14 protein-coding genes are annotated in these 15,379 nt (G+C 61.7%); 6 read left to right on the top strand and 8 right to left on the bottom strand.

Annotation, left to right across the window (positions count from 1 at the left end; genetic code table 11):
• The first annotated feature begins 137 nt into the window (after positions 1 to 137).
• The 6 genes from ACOCG7_RS14970 (at position 138) to ACOCG7_RS14945 (ending at position 5,114) form a co-directional block, all read left to right on the top strand.
• On the top strand, positions 138 to 1,214 hold the full coding sequence (locus ACOCG7_RS14970) for an OmpA family protein (RefSeq protein ID WP_421376154.1): 1,077 nt from the start codon (positions 138 to 140) through the stop codon (positions 1,212 to 1,214).
• A 147-nt stretch (positions 1,215 to 1,361) separates the two neighbouring features.
• On the top strand, positions 1,362 to 1,997 hold the full coding sequence (locus ACOCG7_RS14965) for a response regulator transcription factor (protein ID WP_310123919.1): 636 nt from the start codon (positions 1,362 to 1,364) through the stop codon (positions 1,995 to 1,997).
• Between the two features lie 651 nt (positions 1,998 to 2,648).
• Positions 2,649 to 3,725, top strand: coding sequence for a sensor histidine kinase (locus ACOCG7_RS14960; protein WP_421376152.1), 1,077 nt, complete (start codon positions 2,649 to 2,651; stop codon positions 3,723 to 3,725).
• Between the two features lie 14 nt (positions 3,726 to 3,739).
• Positions 3,740 to 4,114: a hypothetical protein gene (locus tag ACOCG7_RS14955; RefSeq protein WP_421376150.1), complete on the top strand. Its 375-nt coding sequence runs from the start codon at positions 3,740 to 3,742 to the stop codon at positions 4,112 to 4,114.
• Between the two features lie 3 nt (positions 4,115 to 4,117).
• Positions 4,118 to 4,834, top strand: coding sequence for a hypothetical protein (locus tag ACOCG7_RS14950; RefSeq protein WP_421376148.1), 717 nt, complete (start codon positions 4,118 to 4,120; stop codon positions 4,832 to 4,834).
• Positions 4,835 to 4,853: 19 nt separating this feature from the next.
• A complete protein-coding gene (locus ACOCG7_RS14945) occupies positions 4,854 to 5,114 on the top strand; it encodes a hypothetical protein (RefSeq protein ID WP_310127213.1) in 261 nt (86 codons plus the stop codon).
• A gap of 63 nt (positions 5,115 to 5,177) precedes the next feature.
• On the opposite strand, the gene tnpC is transcribed toward ACOCG7_RS14945, so the two are convergent.
• The 8 genes from tnpC to ACOCG7_RS14905 all read right to left on the bottom strand — a co-directional run bounded on the left by tnpC (position 5,178) and on the right by ACOCG7_RS14905 (position 15,224).
• Positions 5,178 to 6,803 carry an IS66 family transposase gene (gene tnpC / locus ACOCG7_RS14940; RefSeq protein WP_421376146.1) on the bottom strand — a complete coding sequence of 542 codons (1,626 nt, stop codon included), beginning with the start codon at positions 6,801 to 6,803 and terminating at the stop codon, positions 5,178 to 5,180.
• 97 nt (positions 6,804 to 6,900) lie between these two features.
• Positions 6,901 to 7,254: an IS66 family insertion sequence element accessory protein TnpB gene (gene tnpB / locus ACOCG7_RS14935; RefSeq protein WP_421376144.1), complete on the bottom strand. Its 354-nt coding sequence runs from the start codon at positions 7,252 to 7,254 to the stop codon at positions 6,901 to 6,903.
• Positions 7,254 to 7,721, bottom strand: coding sequence for an IS66-like element accessory protein TnpA (gene tnpA / locus ACOCG7_RS14930; protein WP_421376142.1), 468 nt, complete (start codon positions 7,719 to 7,721; stop codon positions 7,254 to 7,256). Before tnpA ends, tnpB begins: the two co-directional genes overlap by 1 nt.
• A gap of 285 nt (positions 7,722 to 8,006) precedes the next feature.
• A complete protein-coding gene (acnA, locus tag ACOCG7_RS14925) occupies positions 8,007 to 10,724 on the bottom strand; it encodes an aconitate hydratase AcnA (protein WP_083081779.1) in 2,718 nt (905 codons plus the stop codon).
• Between the two features lie 46 nt (positions 10,725 to 10,770).
• Positions 10,771 to 12,222: a bifunctional 2-methylcitrate dehydratase/aconitate hydratase gene (locus ACOCG7_RS14920; protein ID WP_421376139.1), complete on the bottom strand. Its 1,452-nt coding sequence runs from the start codon at positions 12,220 to 12,222 to the stop codon at positions 10,771 to 10,773.
• Positions 12,223 to 12,246: 24 nt separating this feature from the next.
• Entirely contained in the window at positions 12,247 to 12,756 is a 510-nt protein-coding gene (locus ACOCG7_RS14915; protein WP_073431349.1) for a hypothetical protein, read from the bottom strand.
• 103 nt (positions 12,757 to 12,859) lie between these two features.
• Complete coding sequence (gene prpC, locus ACOCG7_RS14910) at positions 12,860 to 14,047, bottom strand: bifunctional 2-methylcitrate synthase/citrate synthase (protein WP_421376137.1); 1,188 nt, start codon at positions 14,045 to 14,047, stop codon at positions 12,860 to 12,862.
• A gap of 160 nt (positions 14,048 to 14,207) precedes the next feature.
• Positions 14,208 to 15,224 (bottom strand): HpcH/HpaI aldolase/citrate lyase family protein, encoded by a 1,017-nt coding sequence (locus ACOCG7_RS14905; protein WP_421376135.1) that lies wholly within the window; start codon positions 15,222 to 15,224, stop codon positions 14,208 to 14,210.
• Positions 15,225 to 15,379: the final 155 nt, after the last annotated feature.

The following is a 15,379-nucleotide window of genomic DNA, read 5'->3' as shown; positions in this document are numbered from 1 at the left end:
GGATGACCGCCAGTCGAGTAGCAAGCCTAACCGGCAAATTTCCGATGTCATTCTAAGAATGTTCCCATTCCTCCTGCGTCCGCGTCTGTTCATACTCTGGACCTTCTTCCAGAAGACGCGCTCGGCGCAGAAAGTCAATGAAACTCCAGCTATCGATGCTTGTATGCGCGCTGGCCCTGGCGGGCTGTGCGGATCACGCCGCGCGCGAACGACTAGGCATCACGGACGCCACGGTGCTCAAACCGGGCATCGGCGCCTCGCAGGATGAAGCCGCGGGCGCGGCCAACAGCCAGTGGGTCACTACCTACGCACCGATCGTCAGCAGCAGTGCCGCGCTAGCATCGTTGCAAAAGCGGCTCGATGGGGTGCCCGCCGACAAGAACAGTTATTTTCACGCCAAGGCACAGTGTTGGCTTAACGCCGGCCAGCAGACTCGGCAGAATCGCGATCATTGGGGTTTCGTCGAGGAAGCGATCGGCCAGGCGGCAATGATCACGATGAGCCTCGAGAACGGCACGCCGTTATCCGCGGCTAATCCGGCGCTGCGCACGGTGTCCATGGTGCGTCCCGATCTGTGGAAGATCGTCAACACCATCAAGGCAGATCCTGTTCTTGCTCAATGTCCGCGGGCGCAGCAGCCGCTCGCGTGCGCTGAAGTCGGCTTGATGCAAGCCGGGCATGACGCGTGGATACGCAGTTTTTCAAAGGCCGAGAAGCGCTTGCCGGAAGTTCAGGATAACTTGCGCAAATCCGCCGAGACCGCGTTGCAATGCAAACAGGCGATGCAGACGTCAGCGGCCGCACCGGCCCTGGGTGAGCAGTCTGCAAGCGCGCCACGGATCATCACGCTGCGCGCCGACTCTCTCTTCCGTTTCAATGGCGGCGACGATGCCGCCATCCTACCTGCCGGCAAGCGGCAGCTAGATACGGTGGCGGACGGTCTGAAGAACGCTCCCGCCTTGCGTGAGCTGACGATCACCGGCTACACCGACCGTCTTGGCGCCAAGGCATACAACCAGAGCTTGTCCTTGAAACGTGCTCAGACCGTTCAGAAGTATCTGCGAGCCCGCGGCGTGACTTTGCCCATGACTGCCCGAGGTCAAGGCAGTACGAACCAACTGGCCGACTGCCGACAAACAAAGCGCGACGAATTACTGCGATGCCTTGCACCGAATCGCCGCGTCGAGATAGAAATCGTGGTCGGAGCTTCCTAACGTACGCTTGCGTCGCGTGACGATACGATGCGAACCTTTTCCGGCGGGTCGATATCCTGGTTTGCTTGCGGCAAATACCGATGCGCCTTTAGCTTGTCAAAAGCACGAATCAGCCTGGCAAGCGATGTTTTAAGAGGAAGCAAATGGATGTCAACTGTTCTCGTTATCGACGATCATCCTGCATTCCGAATGGTCATCAAGATGCAGCTCACGCAGCTGCTTGGCATTGAAAAGGTGATCGAGGCCGACAACGGACAGGCCGCAGTCGAATTGGCGCGGCAATTCACGCCGAAACTCGCCATACTCGATCTCGACATTCCGCGCATCAGCGGGCTCGACGTAATTCCACGCCTTAAACTCGTTCATCCGTCGATCCGCTTGCTGGTCCTGTCAGGACATGATCCGGCGACGTTCGCGCCGCGGGCGATGCGCTCCGGCGTCCACGGTTTCGTCTGCAAATCGCAGGAGATGAAGGAAATCATGCGCGGCGTCGAGGCGGTGCTGGCCGGCTATACGGTCTTTCCCGTCACAGCGAACGGTGCGGGTATCTCGCCTTCGTGCCGCACGGAAGGCGAAGAGGAGAGGATTGCGCTACTGTCGGACAAGGAACTCGTGATTCTGCAGATGCTCTCGAAAGGCATGTCGAACAAGGCGATTGGCGATGCGTTGTTTATCAGCGACAAGACTGTGAGCACCTACAAAAGCCGCATCCAGGAAAAACTGGGGCTGTCGTCGTTAGCGGCGCTGATCGAGTTTGCCTCGTTGCACCGGCTGATCGACTAGGTTTGCGGGCCATGAACAAAATAAGCCTGCCGGGTTTTTCGGCGGGTGCGCCTTGTCGCACGTCGCGCTTCCTACACGGCCTTTCTCGCTGCGACGGTGGCAATGCGTGGTCGATTTTGACCCGTTTCGCGACGATATTTGCATGGCTGTGCGCATCGGCATTGCTGCCGTGCATGTTTTCGACGCGCGTCAACGCCGCACTGTCCGTCGACGGCGCACCGCCCTCCATGCGCGTCCATGCGCCGCGTCCGGTAAGCGCTGGCCGCTCACGACGCTCAGCCGCACCCCGGGCGGGCGGCCCTTGCTCACCTTTCACATGAGGACGCCGCTGCCGGGACGCCTTTGGTACTCGCTTCGAGTAACAGTGATAGTGGGAATGCCTCGCCTAGCCAACTAGAGTGGACCGAACACGCAACCTCGGTCGGAAAGCGAACGTGGCAATTGACACTCGCGGCGCTGGGGTTCGCCGTACTGGCTGGCGCGTGTTTGTCGCGAGCCGCGCTAACGCGCATTGCCAAGAACAACAAACGGATTGTCAGCGAGTGGGCCCGCCGGTGCGAAGCAATCGAAGCGCGGGAGCGGACTACACGCGCCGCGGCTTCGCAGCAGGCGAGCGCTGACCTAATGCGGGAGCGGCACAGATTCCTGGGCGTGGTGCGTTTCTATATCGAAGCGCCATTGAGCGCGGTTGCGGATTTATTCGAGCCGCTTCAAGTGATAACCAAGCCGTCCGCACAATCCGCACAGTTGCAGGCGATTCAATCCGCAATGCGCATCTGGCGCCAAACGCTTCGTGATCTGCTGGACAATTCACCTCTGGAATCGCGCGCTCTCGTTCTCGACGAAAGCGCGACGAACGTGCGCGAGTTCATCAAGAGTGTGATCACGCTCCTTACACCATCGACTACGCATCAAGGCGTGCGCTTGAGCGCGAGCGTCGACCAAACGGTGGCGGCGGTGATTATCGTCGACGGCACCCGTCTCGGTCAGATCCTTTTCCATTTGCTGAACCGTGCGATCCAGTCGGGCATGCACAAAGAGATTGCGCTTGTGGTGCGGGCCGACTCATTGAACCTGGGTTCGCAGCGCATTTTTTTCAGCATAAGGGTCGGCGGCGGCAAGCTTGGCGGTACTGATGCTGATGGATCGCGCACGAGCGAAGGTTTCGGTGACGCTGATGCTTCCCTGCCGCTTTGCCGGTTGCTCGCTCAGCGCATGCGAGGTGAACTTTCCGTCGCGAGCGGCGCGGAGGCTGGCGTTTTCGCGAGTTTCAATGCGCCGTTCGCCGTCGAGCAATGGGAATCGGAGCGAGAGGCAGATGGCAATATACCGTTGCCTGCGACGTGCAATGCCGTGCATGCCGATGCCGCTTCAACAGTTGCTTCTCATGAACCTTTCGAGCGTCGGTATCTGACCGCGCTGTCAGAAGAAGGTGTCGATCTGCCCTCGTTTCTGGATGGCTGGCGTCGTGCAATGAATGACGACCTCACACGCCTCGCCACATTGCGTCGCCCGGAAGACGATGAGCACCTGCCTGCCTTGCTGCACCGATTGAGCGGCGCCGTCGGTCTGGTCGGCGCGCGTGGTTTGATGGAAGCGCTGCGGCGCGCTAGCGCCTCGCCGCGGGAACGCAACGCCGGCGCGATCGACGCGCTCGCGGAACGCACCCGAACCCTTGTCATGCAACTCGGCGCAGCGCATGACCCACAACGGAGCACCGTACGATGAACAGACCGCTGGCCTTGATCGAAGGCGATCTGGCGCTTCCCAGCGCGCGGTCACTCGCGGGCTTGCCGCCGCCTTACGGCTCGGGCCGTCGGCCGGTACAGGCGCGGCGAGAGCCGCAGCCTGCGGCGCTCACCGCGGCGCAACGGGCGATCCAGGACGCCGTGCAACGTGCGGAGCCATTGGCATCCCGCAGCCGGCTTCCGTCAGACGCGAAGTATATTTTTCTCTATAAGGCGCCACAGCGACGCGACTATTCCTATAGTTTCGACGCGCAGTTGGCCGAAGCCAGGCGTTATCTCGATGCGGGTAAGCAGCGCTCGTCTTCGTCTCGTGCAGATCATGTGGCCGGCGCGGCGATCTTCGTGAGTTGCAGCATTGCGCTGGCCTAGCTGTTGGTCACAAGTGCGACGCCCGACGCCGATAGCGCGACCACGCTGGCCGCGACGCTGGATCCCGTCGCGAGGGCCGAGGTGCGGCATTCCGAAGGTGCTGTCAAGCGGACGCAACCGGTGGTTGAAACAGCGTCGACAAGTGCGGAGCGCGCGCCCGCAGCGGCTAGCTCGGTGCCGACGACAACGTTGGCAAACTCCAGTGCGGCGGCCATGGCGCCTGCAACTCGCGCGAAGAACGATTCCGTTGCCGCGAAGGCAGTACCGCCAGCCAAGCCAGCACAATTGGTGCGGGCTGACGCGCCGCGTGTGAAGCAGCCACTCGTCGCACGCGCGACGACACATGGCACGACGACGAATCGTCTTGCAAAGGTCGATCGCAAAGCCGCAATCGCGCGCTTGAGCGAGACGCAAGTCGACAAGCGCCTTGCATTGACCCGATCCGCTCGTCCGGCCAGCCGGCCTTCGATCTCGCAGCAACCCGAGTGGATTGCGCGAGCGTCGGCTAACCACGATTCCGCCGAACAGGCGGCCCTGCTCGACTGGGCGAAGCACCAGCGCGCGAAGGTTACAACGCGGGCGTCGACGCCAGTGCCGGGCAACACGGACTGGAACGCCCGCATGATTCAGCGCAGGATCACCGTAAGCGGTAAATTAAGCACACATCGCCGGACATTCCGTTACCGGGTAACATCATTACAAGCGTCAGTTACCGGGTAACGAGAGTGGAGAGTGTGAGATGGCATTGACGACGGCACAACGGCAAGCTGCCTATCGGGCAAGGAGAGCCACAGCGGGCGAGAGCGGCAACGGGGATCGGCGGCTCGACATGTGGATGAGTACGGAAGCCGACCTTGCCCTGGCTCGCCTGGCACGACGCTATGCGATGACCAAGCGTCAGATGCTGGAACGATTGATCACGCGGGCGGACGACGCGATCGTGCGCCGGCTTGAGCCCTCCTCGCCGCAGTGGGATGCGTATTTCATCGCCGAACGATAGTGTCACCGCCCGAAGTTACCGGGTAACTTCGGATGGGGTGCGAGCGATCTGCCGTTGAAACGCTCAGGGAGGCATCGCCGCGCTTTTCTGTTTGGCGAAGTTGAATGGCAGCAGGTCGGTGGCGTCGGCATCCGATGCGCGCTGCGGCAACTCGGTCAGAACGTGCAGCAGGTATTCATAGGGCTCGACGCCGCAGGCGCGACACGTCAGCAGCAGGCTATACACCATTGCGCTTGCCTTAGCGCCAGCGACAGTGTCGGCGAAGAGCCATGACTTCCTGCCTGTACAGAATGGCCTGATGTCCCGTTCGATGACGTTGTTATCGATTGGGGCCCGACCGTCCATCGCATAACGGCTTAGGTACGGCCATTGATTGCGGCAGTAGCTGATTGCCTTGCCCAGCAGGCTTTCGGGCAGTACCTTCGGCGCCAGTTCGTCCAGCCACGCCTTGAAGGAGTTCAGCAACGGCACGCTATGCTGCTGTCGAAGGCGGCACGTGTAGCCGACGCGCGTCTCGCCGTCAGGCAGTTCGCCTTTGGCGAGCGCCTCGACCTGATACAACGCCTGGAAGTACTCGAGCGCTTTGGCCACGCGGGGGCTGGGCTTGTTCTTCTGCCCCTTGAGGGCGTCGGTGAATGCTCTCCTCGCGTGAGCCATGCATCCGAAGTGCGTGGCCTTCCTGAGCGTGCGCCAGGCGCTATAGCCATCGGTCATCAACATGCCCTGGTAGTCGCCCAGGAATTCCTTCGGGTATTGCTGGCCCCGGCCAGGCTGATATTGAAACAGCACGACCGGTTCGGCACTGTCTTCGGCGCTGCGGTAGCACCACATGTAGCTCTTGCTCTGCGCGGATTTGCCGGGCTCCTTGAGCACCTGAACCGTCGTTTCGTCACCGTGGATCAAGCCCTGCGACAGCAGCGTTCTGTGCAGCGCTTCATACAGCCGGCTGTAGTGCAGTTCACTGGGGCGGATGATCCAGTTTGCCAGCGTGCCACGGCTGACCGGTGCGTTCGAGCGCGCAAGCACATCGGCCATGCGGTACAGCGGCGTGCCGTCAACGAATTTGCCCGCAGTGACGGTGGCGATCATCGCCGCGCTGGCATGGCTGCCCGGCAGCGGTTGGGCGGGCATGGGTGCAAGCACGACCGGCGTGCGTTCGGCATGAGTGTCGCAATGCCGACACGCGTATTTGAAACGTGCATTCTGGCGAACCGTGACCTTCACTTCGATATGCAGTTGCTCGCTCACGTCCTCGCCGATGCGATGCAGTGCGTTGCCGCAACACGAGCAAACCTTCTGATCTTCCGGCAGATCGTATTCAACGCGCTCGCGCGGCAGATCCGCTGGAAGCGGCCTGCGACCGCGTTTGCCCGGCGCAGGGGCGCCTGTATCAGGTAGTCCCGTATCGGGCAGTTCGGGAAGATCGTCGTCTTCCTCAGCCGGCTCCGTTGCGGCAATCTGTTCGGCGTCGTTGAACACGCGGTCCTTGCGCTTCTCGCTCTTCGGGGCGAAACGCTGGGCCAACGCAAGACGGTACTGCTCTTCGAGCGTATCCAGGCGCCTGGTTAATTCCGCAATCTGCGCGTCGCGCTCGGCGATGCGCTGCGCATCAGCCGCTGCACGCGCTTCGAGCTCGTCGATGTAGGCCTTGGTGGCCTTGGGCAGTCGGGACGGATCGGGGATGGTCATGCGCTCCACCATAGCGAAGCGCGAGGCCCGATGGGTTTACGTGAATTTGTAACCGTCGCCCCCGCCGTTGTTTACCGGCAACAAGGTCAGGCTCGCTTCAGTCCACGTGAAGGTACTGCCGCTTGGGATGGCGGCGAACGGCGTCGATGTCGATGCCCTCGAGCAGCCAATGAAGCTGCTCCGTCGTCAGCTCGACCACGGCCTGCTGACGGCGAGGCCAGACGAAATGGTCCGCCTCGAGCCGTTTCAACATGAGCCAGAAGCCGGAGCGATCGTAAAGCAGGAGCTTTACACGGTTGCGCTTGCGGTTATGGAATGCGTACACGGCGCGCGCCAGCGGATCGAGCTGCATCGACTGCTCAACCAGCGTGACCAGGCTATTGATCCCGGCCCGGAAGTCGATTGGCTCACGGTGCAGGTAGATCCGCAGGTCCGCGTCGAAGCGGAACATCAGCGCGCTCCCAACGCTTCGATCATCGCCTTCACGAGAGCACCATCGTGGGCGCCGCATTCGAGTTGTAGCGTCACGCCGTTGGGCAACTGCGTCGACAGTCGGGCCGGTGTCGCGGGCTTTGCCGATTCGTATCTCCTGGCCGGCTCCCGCACTGCCACGGCCTCGCGGTTCACGCGCACCGGCGCCGCCTCGTTGACCGTGACGACCGGCACGAACGCCGACGACGGCAAAGGCGCAACGGCCACCGTCGCTGCGGCAGCATTCTCGCGTTCGCGCAACTGAATCCACTTATGCAGTTGGTTCGCGTTCACACCCGCCTTCAACGCCAGTCCGGCAATTGACGCACCAGGCTGCAGGCAGGCGTCAATCAACCTGCGCTTGCCCTCGGCGTCAAACTTCCTCTTGCCTGCCGCAGTCACGCCGGTCACCCGCAGCGGAAAGAAATCAACTTCGTTCTCTGTCATCGGTTGCGTCCGCAAGTTGTAGTTGCGGACGCAAGCCTGCGCTCGTTCAGCTTGGAATTCTAGGTGCGTTTAAATTCGCGCTTACGGATCACCGACAACCCCGACGCTTTTCGGTCAGACTTCGGTCCGAAGTAGTCGCCGCATTCAACAGCCGGTTGTCCGCGGTTGCTATTTCGAGCAACGAAAAAAAAGCCCGGCCATTTGGCCGGGCTTCTAAAGTCGGCTGCATCCTCCACAGAATGCAGCCCCTGCAAAACAGCAAAGCCGTTTGCGCTACCGCCGAAGTTAGGCAGCCAGCAGCGAGCGCAGTACGAACGGCAGAATTCCACCGTGCTTGTAGTAATCGACTTCGATCGGCGTGTCGATACGCAGCAGCACCGGAACGCGCTTTTCCTTGCCGTCCTTGCCGCGAATCACCAGCGTCACTTCCTGTTGCGGCTTGAAGTCCGCGCCCAGGCCTTCGATGTCGTACGTTTCCTCGCCGGTGATGCCCAGCGATTGCACGCTATCCGAGCCCTTGAACTGCAGCGGCAGAACGCCCATGCCGACCAGGTTCGAACGGTGGATCCGCTCGAAGCTGCGTGCGACCACGGCCTTCACGCCTAGCAGTTGCGTACCCTTCGCAGCCCAGTCACGTGACGAACCCGTGCCGTACTCTTCGCCTGCGAATACGATGGTCGGCGTGCCGGCGTCGATGTACTTCATCGCTGCGTCGTAAATCGACAGCTGTTCGCCACTCGGCTGGTGAATCGTCAGGCCGCCTTCCACACGCGAGCCGTCTGCCTTCGCCGGGATCATCAGGTTCTTGATCCGGACGTTTGCGAACGTGCCGCGCATCATCACGTCGTGGTTGCCGCGGCGGGAGCCGTAGCTGTTGAAGTCGGCCTTCTGCACGCCGTTTTCCTTCAGCCACTTGCCTGCCGGCGAGTCTTCCTTGATCGAGCCAGCCGGGCTGATGTGGTCGGTCGTGACCGAGTCACCGAAAATGCCCAATGCGCGCGCGTTCTTCACGGCTGCGATGCTGTCGGCCGGCGTCATCGAGAAATCGTTGCCAAAGAACGGCGGCTCGGCGATGTAGGTCGACTTCGGCCAATCGTAGACCTGGCCTTCTTCGCCTTCGATCTTGCTCCACAGGTCGCCCTTCTTGGTCAGCGACGAGTAGTTCTTGCGGAACGCGTCCGCATCCAGCGCGAACTTGAGCAGTGCGTTGACTTCTTCGCTGGTCGGCCAGATGTCGCCCAGGTAGATGTCCTTGCCGTTCTTACCCTTGCCGACCGGTTCGGTCATCAGGTCGCGCGTGATGTTGCCGGCGATCGCATAAGCGACAACCAGCGGCGGCGAGGCCAGGAAGTTCGCGCGGATGTTCGGGTGAATACGCGCTTCGAAATTACGGTTGCCCGACAGAACCGCTGCCGCGACGATGTCGTTCTTCGTGATCGCTTCGTTCAGTTCCGGCGTCAGGTCGCCTGCATTACCGATACAGGTCGTGCAGCCGTAAGCGGCAAGCGTAAAACCGAGCTTGTCGAGGTACGGCAGCAAGCCGGTCTTCGTCAGATATTCGGTGACGATGCGCGATCCCGGCGCGAGTGACGTCTTGATGTGCGGCGCGACCGTCAGGCCGGCTTCCACCGCTTTCTTCGCCAGCAGGCCGGCGGCCAGCAGCACGCTCGGGTTCGACGTGTTCGTGCACGACGTGATCGCGGCGATCAGCACGTCGCCGTTCTTCACGTTCACGCCGTTGCTCGTCGTGTATTGCGCGTCCAGGTCGGCTTCCTTCTTCGCAAAGCCGTTTTCCGCCACCGGCTTCGAGAACAGGTCGCTGAAGGTCGACTTCACGTGACCGATTTCGATGCGGTCTTGCGGGCGCTTCGGGCCTGCCAGCGACGGAGCAACCGTGCCGAGATCCAGCGTAACGACCTTGGTGTAGTCGATATCGCCGTCCTTCGGAATACCGAACAGGTTTTGCGCCTTGAAGTAGTTCTCGAAGGCCGAGATTTCCGCGTCGGTGCGGCCCGTGCCCTTGAAGTAGTCGATGGTTTTTTCGTCGACCGGGAAGAAGCCCATGGTTGCGCCGTATTCCGGCGCCATGTTGCCGATCGTGGCGCGGTCCGGCAGCGACAGCGAGCGCGTGCCTTCGCCGAAGAATTCGACGAACTTGCCGACCACCTTTTCCTTGCGCAGCAGTTCGGTGATGGTCAGCACCAGGTCGGTCGCCGTCACGCCTTCGCGCAGCTTGCCCTTCAGGTTCACGCCGACCACGTCCGGCGTCAGGAAGTACACCGGTTGACCGAGCATGCCGGCTTCAGCTTCGATACCGCCCACGCCCCAGCCCACCACGCCGATGCCGTTGATCATCGTGGTATGGCTGTCGGTGCCGACCAGCGAATCCGGGTAGTACACGGTATCCGCGCCTTCGGCCTTCTTGTGCACGCCGCGTGCGAGATATTCCAGGTTCACCTGGTGAACGATGCCGACGCCCGGCGGCACGACCTTGAACGTGTCGAAGGCCTGCATGCCCCACTTCATGAACTGGTAGCGCTCGTTGTTGCGCTGGAATTCCAGCTTCATGTTCAGGTCGAGCGCGTTCTTTTCGCGGAAGTGATCGATCTGCACCGAGTGGTCAACCACCAGATCGACCGGGACCAGCGGCTCGATCGACTTGGGGTTCTTGCCGACGCGTTGCGCGACACCGCGCATCGCAGCGATGTCGGCGAGCAGCGGCACGCCGGTAAAGTCCTGCAGCACGACGCGCGACACCACGAACGGGATTTCGTCGACGCGCGCGGCGCTCGGCTTCCAGTTAGCGAGTTGCGTGATGTGTTCTTCGGCGATCTTCTTGCCGTCGTAGTTACGCAGCACCGATTCCAGCACGATACGGATCGAGACCGGCAGACGCTCGATCTTGATGTTCAATGCCTTGCCGAGTTGCGGCAGGGAGTAGAACTTGCCTTTGCCGGAACCGCTGTCGAATTCCTTGAGCGTTTTGTGGAGGTTGTGGGCCATGGTGTTTTCCTTGGTTTGATCGCGGAACTACAGTACTTAACTTTGACTAGATGATGTACAGATCGACGTACTCATGAACCGGCATGGCTTCGAGCCTTGCCTGATCCAGCGATACGTCGAGAATCGCCAGTTGTTGCTTGACCGGAAAGCGGCGCGCGAGGTTGGTCCTGAACTTCTCGACCAGCAACGGAATTCCGTCTTCGCGACGACGCTTGTGACCGATCGGGTATTCGACCACGACTTCGTCGAACTTCGATCCGTCGTTGAATTCGACCGTCAGTGCATTGGCGATCGAACGCTTCTCGGGATCGTGGTAATCCTGCGTGAACCGCGCGTCTTCGACGCATTCCATCCTGGCGCGCAGCACATCGATACGCGCGTCCTGCGCGATCGAATCTTCGTAATCCGCAGCCGTCAAGCGGCCATGGATCAGCGGCACGGCGATCATGTACTGGATGCAATGATCGCGGTCGGCCGGATTGTTCAATGGACCCTTCTTGTCGATGATGCGGATCGCGGCCTCGTGAGTGCGGATCGTGATCTTCCTGATATCTTCCACGCGCCTGCCTTGGGCGGCGAGTTGCGCATGCAGCGTCATCGCGGCTTCCACCGCGGTTTGCGCGTGGAACTCAGCGGGGAACGAGATCTTGAACAGCACGTTTTCCATGACGTAGGAGCCATACGGGCGCTGGAATCTGAACGCATTGCCCTTGAAGAGCACGTCGTAAAAGCCCCACGTTTTGGCCGTCAGCACCGACGGATAGCCCATCTCGCCGGTCTTCGACATCAGCGCGAGACGCACGGCGCGCGACGTCGCATCGCCCGCGGCCCACGATTTGCGGGAACCGGTGTTCGGCGCGTGACGGTAGGTACGCAGCGGGTGTCCATCGACAAATGCCTGCGATACCGCGTTGATCAACTCGTCGCGGCTCAGGCCGATCATCTGGCCGACCACGGCGGTCGAGGCCAGCTTCACCAGCAGCACATGGTCGAGCCCGACCTTGTTGAAGGAGTTTTCGAGCGCGATACAGCCTTGAATTTCGTGCGCCTTGATCATGGCGACCAAAACGTCTTTCATCGTCAGCGGCGCTTTGCCCGCTGCGACGGCACTGCGCGAGAGCCAGTCGGCCGTGGCCAGGATCCCGCCGAGGTTATCGGATGGATGGCCCCATTCGGCCGCAAGCCACGTGTCGTTGAAGTCCAGCCAGCGGATCATCGCGCCGATGTTGAAGGCGGCCTGAACCGGGTCCAGCTGGAACGACGTGCCCGGCACCTTCGCGCCGTTGGGGACGATCGTGCCCGGCACGATCGGTCCCATCAGCTTGGTGCAAGCCGGGTAGGTGAGCGCCTCGAGTCCGCAGCCAAGCGTATCGATCAGGCAGTGACGCGCGGTTTCCAGCGCGAGCGTGCCGCCGATCTGTTCATTCCGCACGTAATCGACGATATCGACCAGGACTTTGTCCGGGGCGGGTCGCACGTTGGAAATGGGAGCGGACATCGAGGCCTTTCCTGGTGAGGAAAATTAGTTGCTGGTCTTGTCGATCGCGTTCGATTGCGTCGGAGCCGGCGCGCCTTCCAGCATCGCCGCCGTCTTGCATTCGTCGGCGAGGCGCGAGCTGTCCTTATCCGAGAACAACATGGCTTTGGTCGGGATCACGATCAGATCCATACCCGACGCAGCGTCGTGGAAACGGTCCGCGCCCGTGGTGGTCGTTGCGCGCGGCAAGTTGTAGTTCTTGTTCGCCCAGTGAACCGTGACGATCTGGTCACGCTTCATGTCGCCCTTGAGCTGGAAGGCCAGACCTTCGTTGCACGACCACTTTTCCGCGCCTTCCGGAATCGGGTCGATCTTCGCTTCCTTCGCGGGATTCGGCTTGCGCTTGATCAGGCGCTTGGGTTGCGGCTTTTTCGGCGTGGCTTTCGTGGCAGCGGGCTTCGTGGTCGTCGCCGTTTGCGCAGCGGCGTCAGTCGCGACGGTCAACACCGTCGTGGACAGGGCGCCAATCACGGCGGCGATCATCAGCTTTTTCATGGAGAAAACCTTTCTATCTAATTTCAGTTGAACGGTGCGGGCTACCGGTCCAGGCCGACCGCAAGGGTTGAACTGCACGCGCTTTGGAAGCGCACAGCGACCGCTATTTTCTCCTATTTAGCGGCACGAACTTCAAATTCTCAGGTCCCGTGTAATTCGCGCTCGGACGGATGATCTTGTTGTCGATGCGCTGCTCGATGATGTGCGCGCTCCAGCCTGCCGTGCGCGAGATCACGAAGAGCGGCGTGAACATCGCCGTCGGCACGCCCATCATGTGGTACGAAACCGCGCTGAACCAGTCGAGATTTGGAAACATCTTTTTCACTTCAGCCATCACTGTTTCAAGTCGCTCCGCGATGCTGAACAGCTTGGTGTTGCCCGCTTCCTTCGAGAGCTTCCGCGCGACTTCCTTGATCACCTTGTTGCGCGGATCGGAGATCGTGTACACCGGGTGACCGAAACCGATCACCACCTCCTTGTTCTCCACGCGACGGCGGATGTCCGCCTCGGCTTCGTCGGGCGTCGGGTAGCGCGACTGGATCTCGAACGCGGCTTCGTTCGCGCCGCCGTGCTTCGGGCCGCGCAGCGCGCCGATCGCGCCGGTGATCGCCGAATAGATGTCCGAGCCCGTGCCCGCGATCACGCGGCCGGTGAAGGTCGACGCGTTGAACTCATGCTCGGCGTACAGATTCAGCGATACATGCATCGCGTCGACCCACGACTTCGACGGCGCGACGCCGTGCAGCAGATGCAGGAAGTGGCCGCCGATCGAATCGTCGTCCGTTTCGACCTCGATGCGCCTGCCGTTGTGCGAGTAGTGATACCAGTAGAGCAGCATCGAGCCGAGCGAGGCCATCAGTTTGTCGGCGATGTCGCGCGCGCCCGGCAGGTTGTGATCGTCCTTTTCCGGGAGCACGGTGCCGAGCACCGAGACGCCGGTGCGCATCACGTCCATCGGATGCGCGGCGGCGGGAATCCATTCGAGCGCGGCCTTCACGTTCGCGGGCAGGCCGCGCAGCGCCTTGAGCTTCGTCTTGTAGGCGCCCAGTTCGGCCTGGGTCGGCAGTTTCTCGTGGACCAGCAGATACGCGATCTCCTCGAATTCGCACGCGCCGGCGAGGTCGAGAATGTCGTAGCCCCGGTAGTGCAGGTCGTTGCCGGTCTTGCCGACCGTGCACAGCGCCGTATTCCCCGCGGTCACGCCGGACAGCGCCACGGACTTTTTCGGTTTGAAGCCGCCTTGGGCTTCGTTCCCGCCTTGTGCGCCGGCGGTTTGCGTCGTATCGCTCATCTCCCGCTGTCTCCTTGGTGCCTCTGTGCCGCTTGCGGTCGTCTTGCAGCGCTGGTGACTGCTTTGCGCCGCGGCAGGTCATGCCATGATCCGGCCGAATCGCACTGCCTGTGAACGCCGTTGAACGCTGCGGCGCCGGCTGTCGCATTGGTCATCGCCTTCATGAAGCGGTTTGCACGTTAGCGCCCACTTTCGCAAAGAGCGGCGCGGCGTCTTGCGGAACGGCGCGGCCAGTGGATTGCGCTCGGCGAAGTACGGACCAGTAGTAGCGGTAGCTGGCGCGGTCGTGCAGCGTGTCGTGATGGCGCGTCGGTCCCCAATGCGCGGACTGCGCGGCCAGCAGGATTTCGGTTGCGGTGGCGATCTCTTCGTCGCGCGGTGCGAACGCGGCTACGATCGCCTCGATCTGCGCCGGGTGGATGCTCCACATGCGCGTGTAACCGAACTCGCTGCGGGCGCGGGCGGCATCGTTGGCGACCACGCCCATGTCGCGCACTTCGGTGCTGACGTTGTGCGATGGCACTTTGCCGTACGCATGGCAGGCTGCCGAAATTTCCAGCTTCGCGCGCCGCACCAGCGGATGATCGAACTGGCCGGGCGAGCGCATCGCGGTATCGGGAATTGCGCCGTCGTGCGCGGAGACGAAGTCCATCAGGCCGAAGCTCAGTGCTTCCACACCTGGTAGCGCGGCCAGATCGAACACACGCATGAGCGCGCCGTGGGTTTCAACCAGTAATTGCACCGGCACCGGCTGGGCGATGCGGAATTCGCATCGCGTCGCCTCGATGAACGCGACCATCTCGGCGGCGTCGGGCAGGTTGCGGATCTTCGGCAGGGTGATGTAAGCAGGTGCTCGTCTCGCCGCACGCAGAATGAGGCGGACGTCGTCGCGCCAGTGCGCGTGATCGAAGTCGTGAATGCGCACGCCGACCCGGCCGAAGCGGTCATGCTCGCTGCCCAGCAGGGAAGCGACCAGCTCAGCGTGTTCCGCCTCCCGGCCGACCTGCGCGCCGTCCTCGCAATCAAGCGTGATGTCGAACACCGGGCCCAGTTGTTGCTGCAACGCGAGCGATTTCAGCATCAGCTTTTCGCTGCCGGCGTAGTGATCGCAGGCAGGCAGCACAGCGGGCGGCACTTCGCCGTCAAACAGCACTTCGGCGGGTGTGAGGGCGCGCATCTTCGGCGTCAGGGTTTGGGGTGGTCGTGTTTAGGGAATCTGATTCGGGCGCGCTCTGCTGACGCTCATTGCGCAGCGGCGCAAAACGCGCTCGGATCAGATGCGAATAGCTGCATTCGCACGTAAAAAACCGGAACTCACTCGCTGAGGCGATG

It is taken from the genome of Paraburkholderia sp. DD10 (assembly GCF_049177125.1).
Taxonomy (GTDB): domain Bacteria; phylum Pseudomonadota; class Gammaproteobacteria; order Burkholderiales; family Burkholderiaceae; genus Paraburkholderia; species Paraburkholderia terricola.
Note: the sequence above shows the minus strand (reverse complement) of the source record. Positions and strands in the feature narration are given on the sequence as shown.

Excerpts from the sequence above, each read along its gene's own strand:
- ACOCG7_RS14970 (WP_421376154.1), top strand. The coding sequence starts at position 138 with ATGAAACTCCAGCTATCGATGCTTGTATGCGCGCTGGCCCTGGCGGGC.
- ACOCG7_RS14965 (WP_310123919.1), top strand. The coding sequence starts at position 1,362 with ATGTCAACTGTTCTCGTTATCGACGATCATCCTGCATTCCGAATGGTC.
- ACOCG7_RS14945 (WP_310127213.1), top strand. The coding sequence starts at position 4,854 with ATGGCATTGACGACGGCACAACGGCAAGCTGCCTATCGGGCAAGGAGA.
- tnpC (WP_421376146.1), bottom strand. The coding sequence starts at position 6,803 with ATGACCATCCCCGATCCGTCCCGACTGCCCAAGGCCACCAAGGCCTAC.
- tnpB (WP_421376144.1), bottom strand. The coding sequence starts at position 7,254 with ATGTTCCGCTTCGACGCGGACCTGCGGATCTACCTGCACCGTGAGCCA.
- tnpA (WP_421376142.1), bottom strand. The coding sequence starts at position 7,721 with ATGACAGAGAACGAAGTTGATTTCTTTCCGCTGCGGGTGACCGGCGTG.
- acnA (WP_083081779.1), bottom strand. The coding sequence starts at position 10,724 with ATGGCCCACAACCTCCACAAAACGCTCAAGGAATTCGACAGCGGTTCC.
- ACOCG7_RS14920 (WP_421376139.1), bottom strand. The coding sequence starts at position 12,222 with ATGTCCGCTCCCATTTCCAACGTGCGACCCGCCCCGGACAAAGTCCTG.
- ACOCG7_RS14915 (WP_073431349.1), bottom strand. The coding sequence starts at position 12,756 with ATGAAAAAGCTGATGATCGCCGCCGTGATTGGCGCCCTGTCCACGACG.
- prpC (WP_421376137.1), bottom strand. The coding sequence starts at position 14,047 with ATGAGCGATACGACGCAAACCGCCGGCGCACAAGGCGGGAACGAAGCC.
- ACOCG7_RS14905 (WP_421376135.1), bottom strand. The coding sequence starts at position 15,224 with ATGCGCGCCCTCACACCCGCCGAAGTGCTGTTTGACGGCGAAGTGCCG.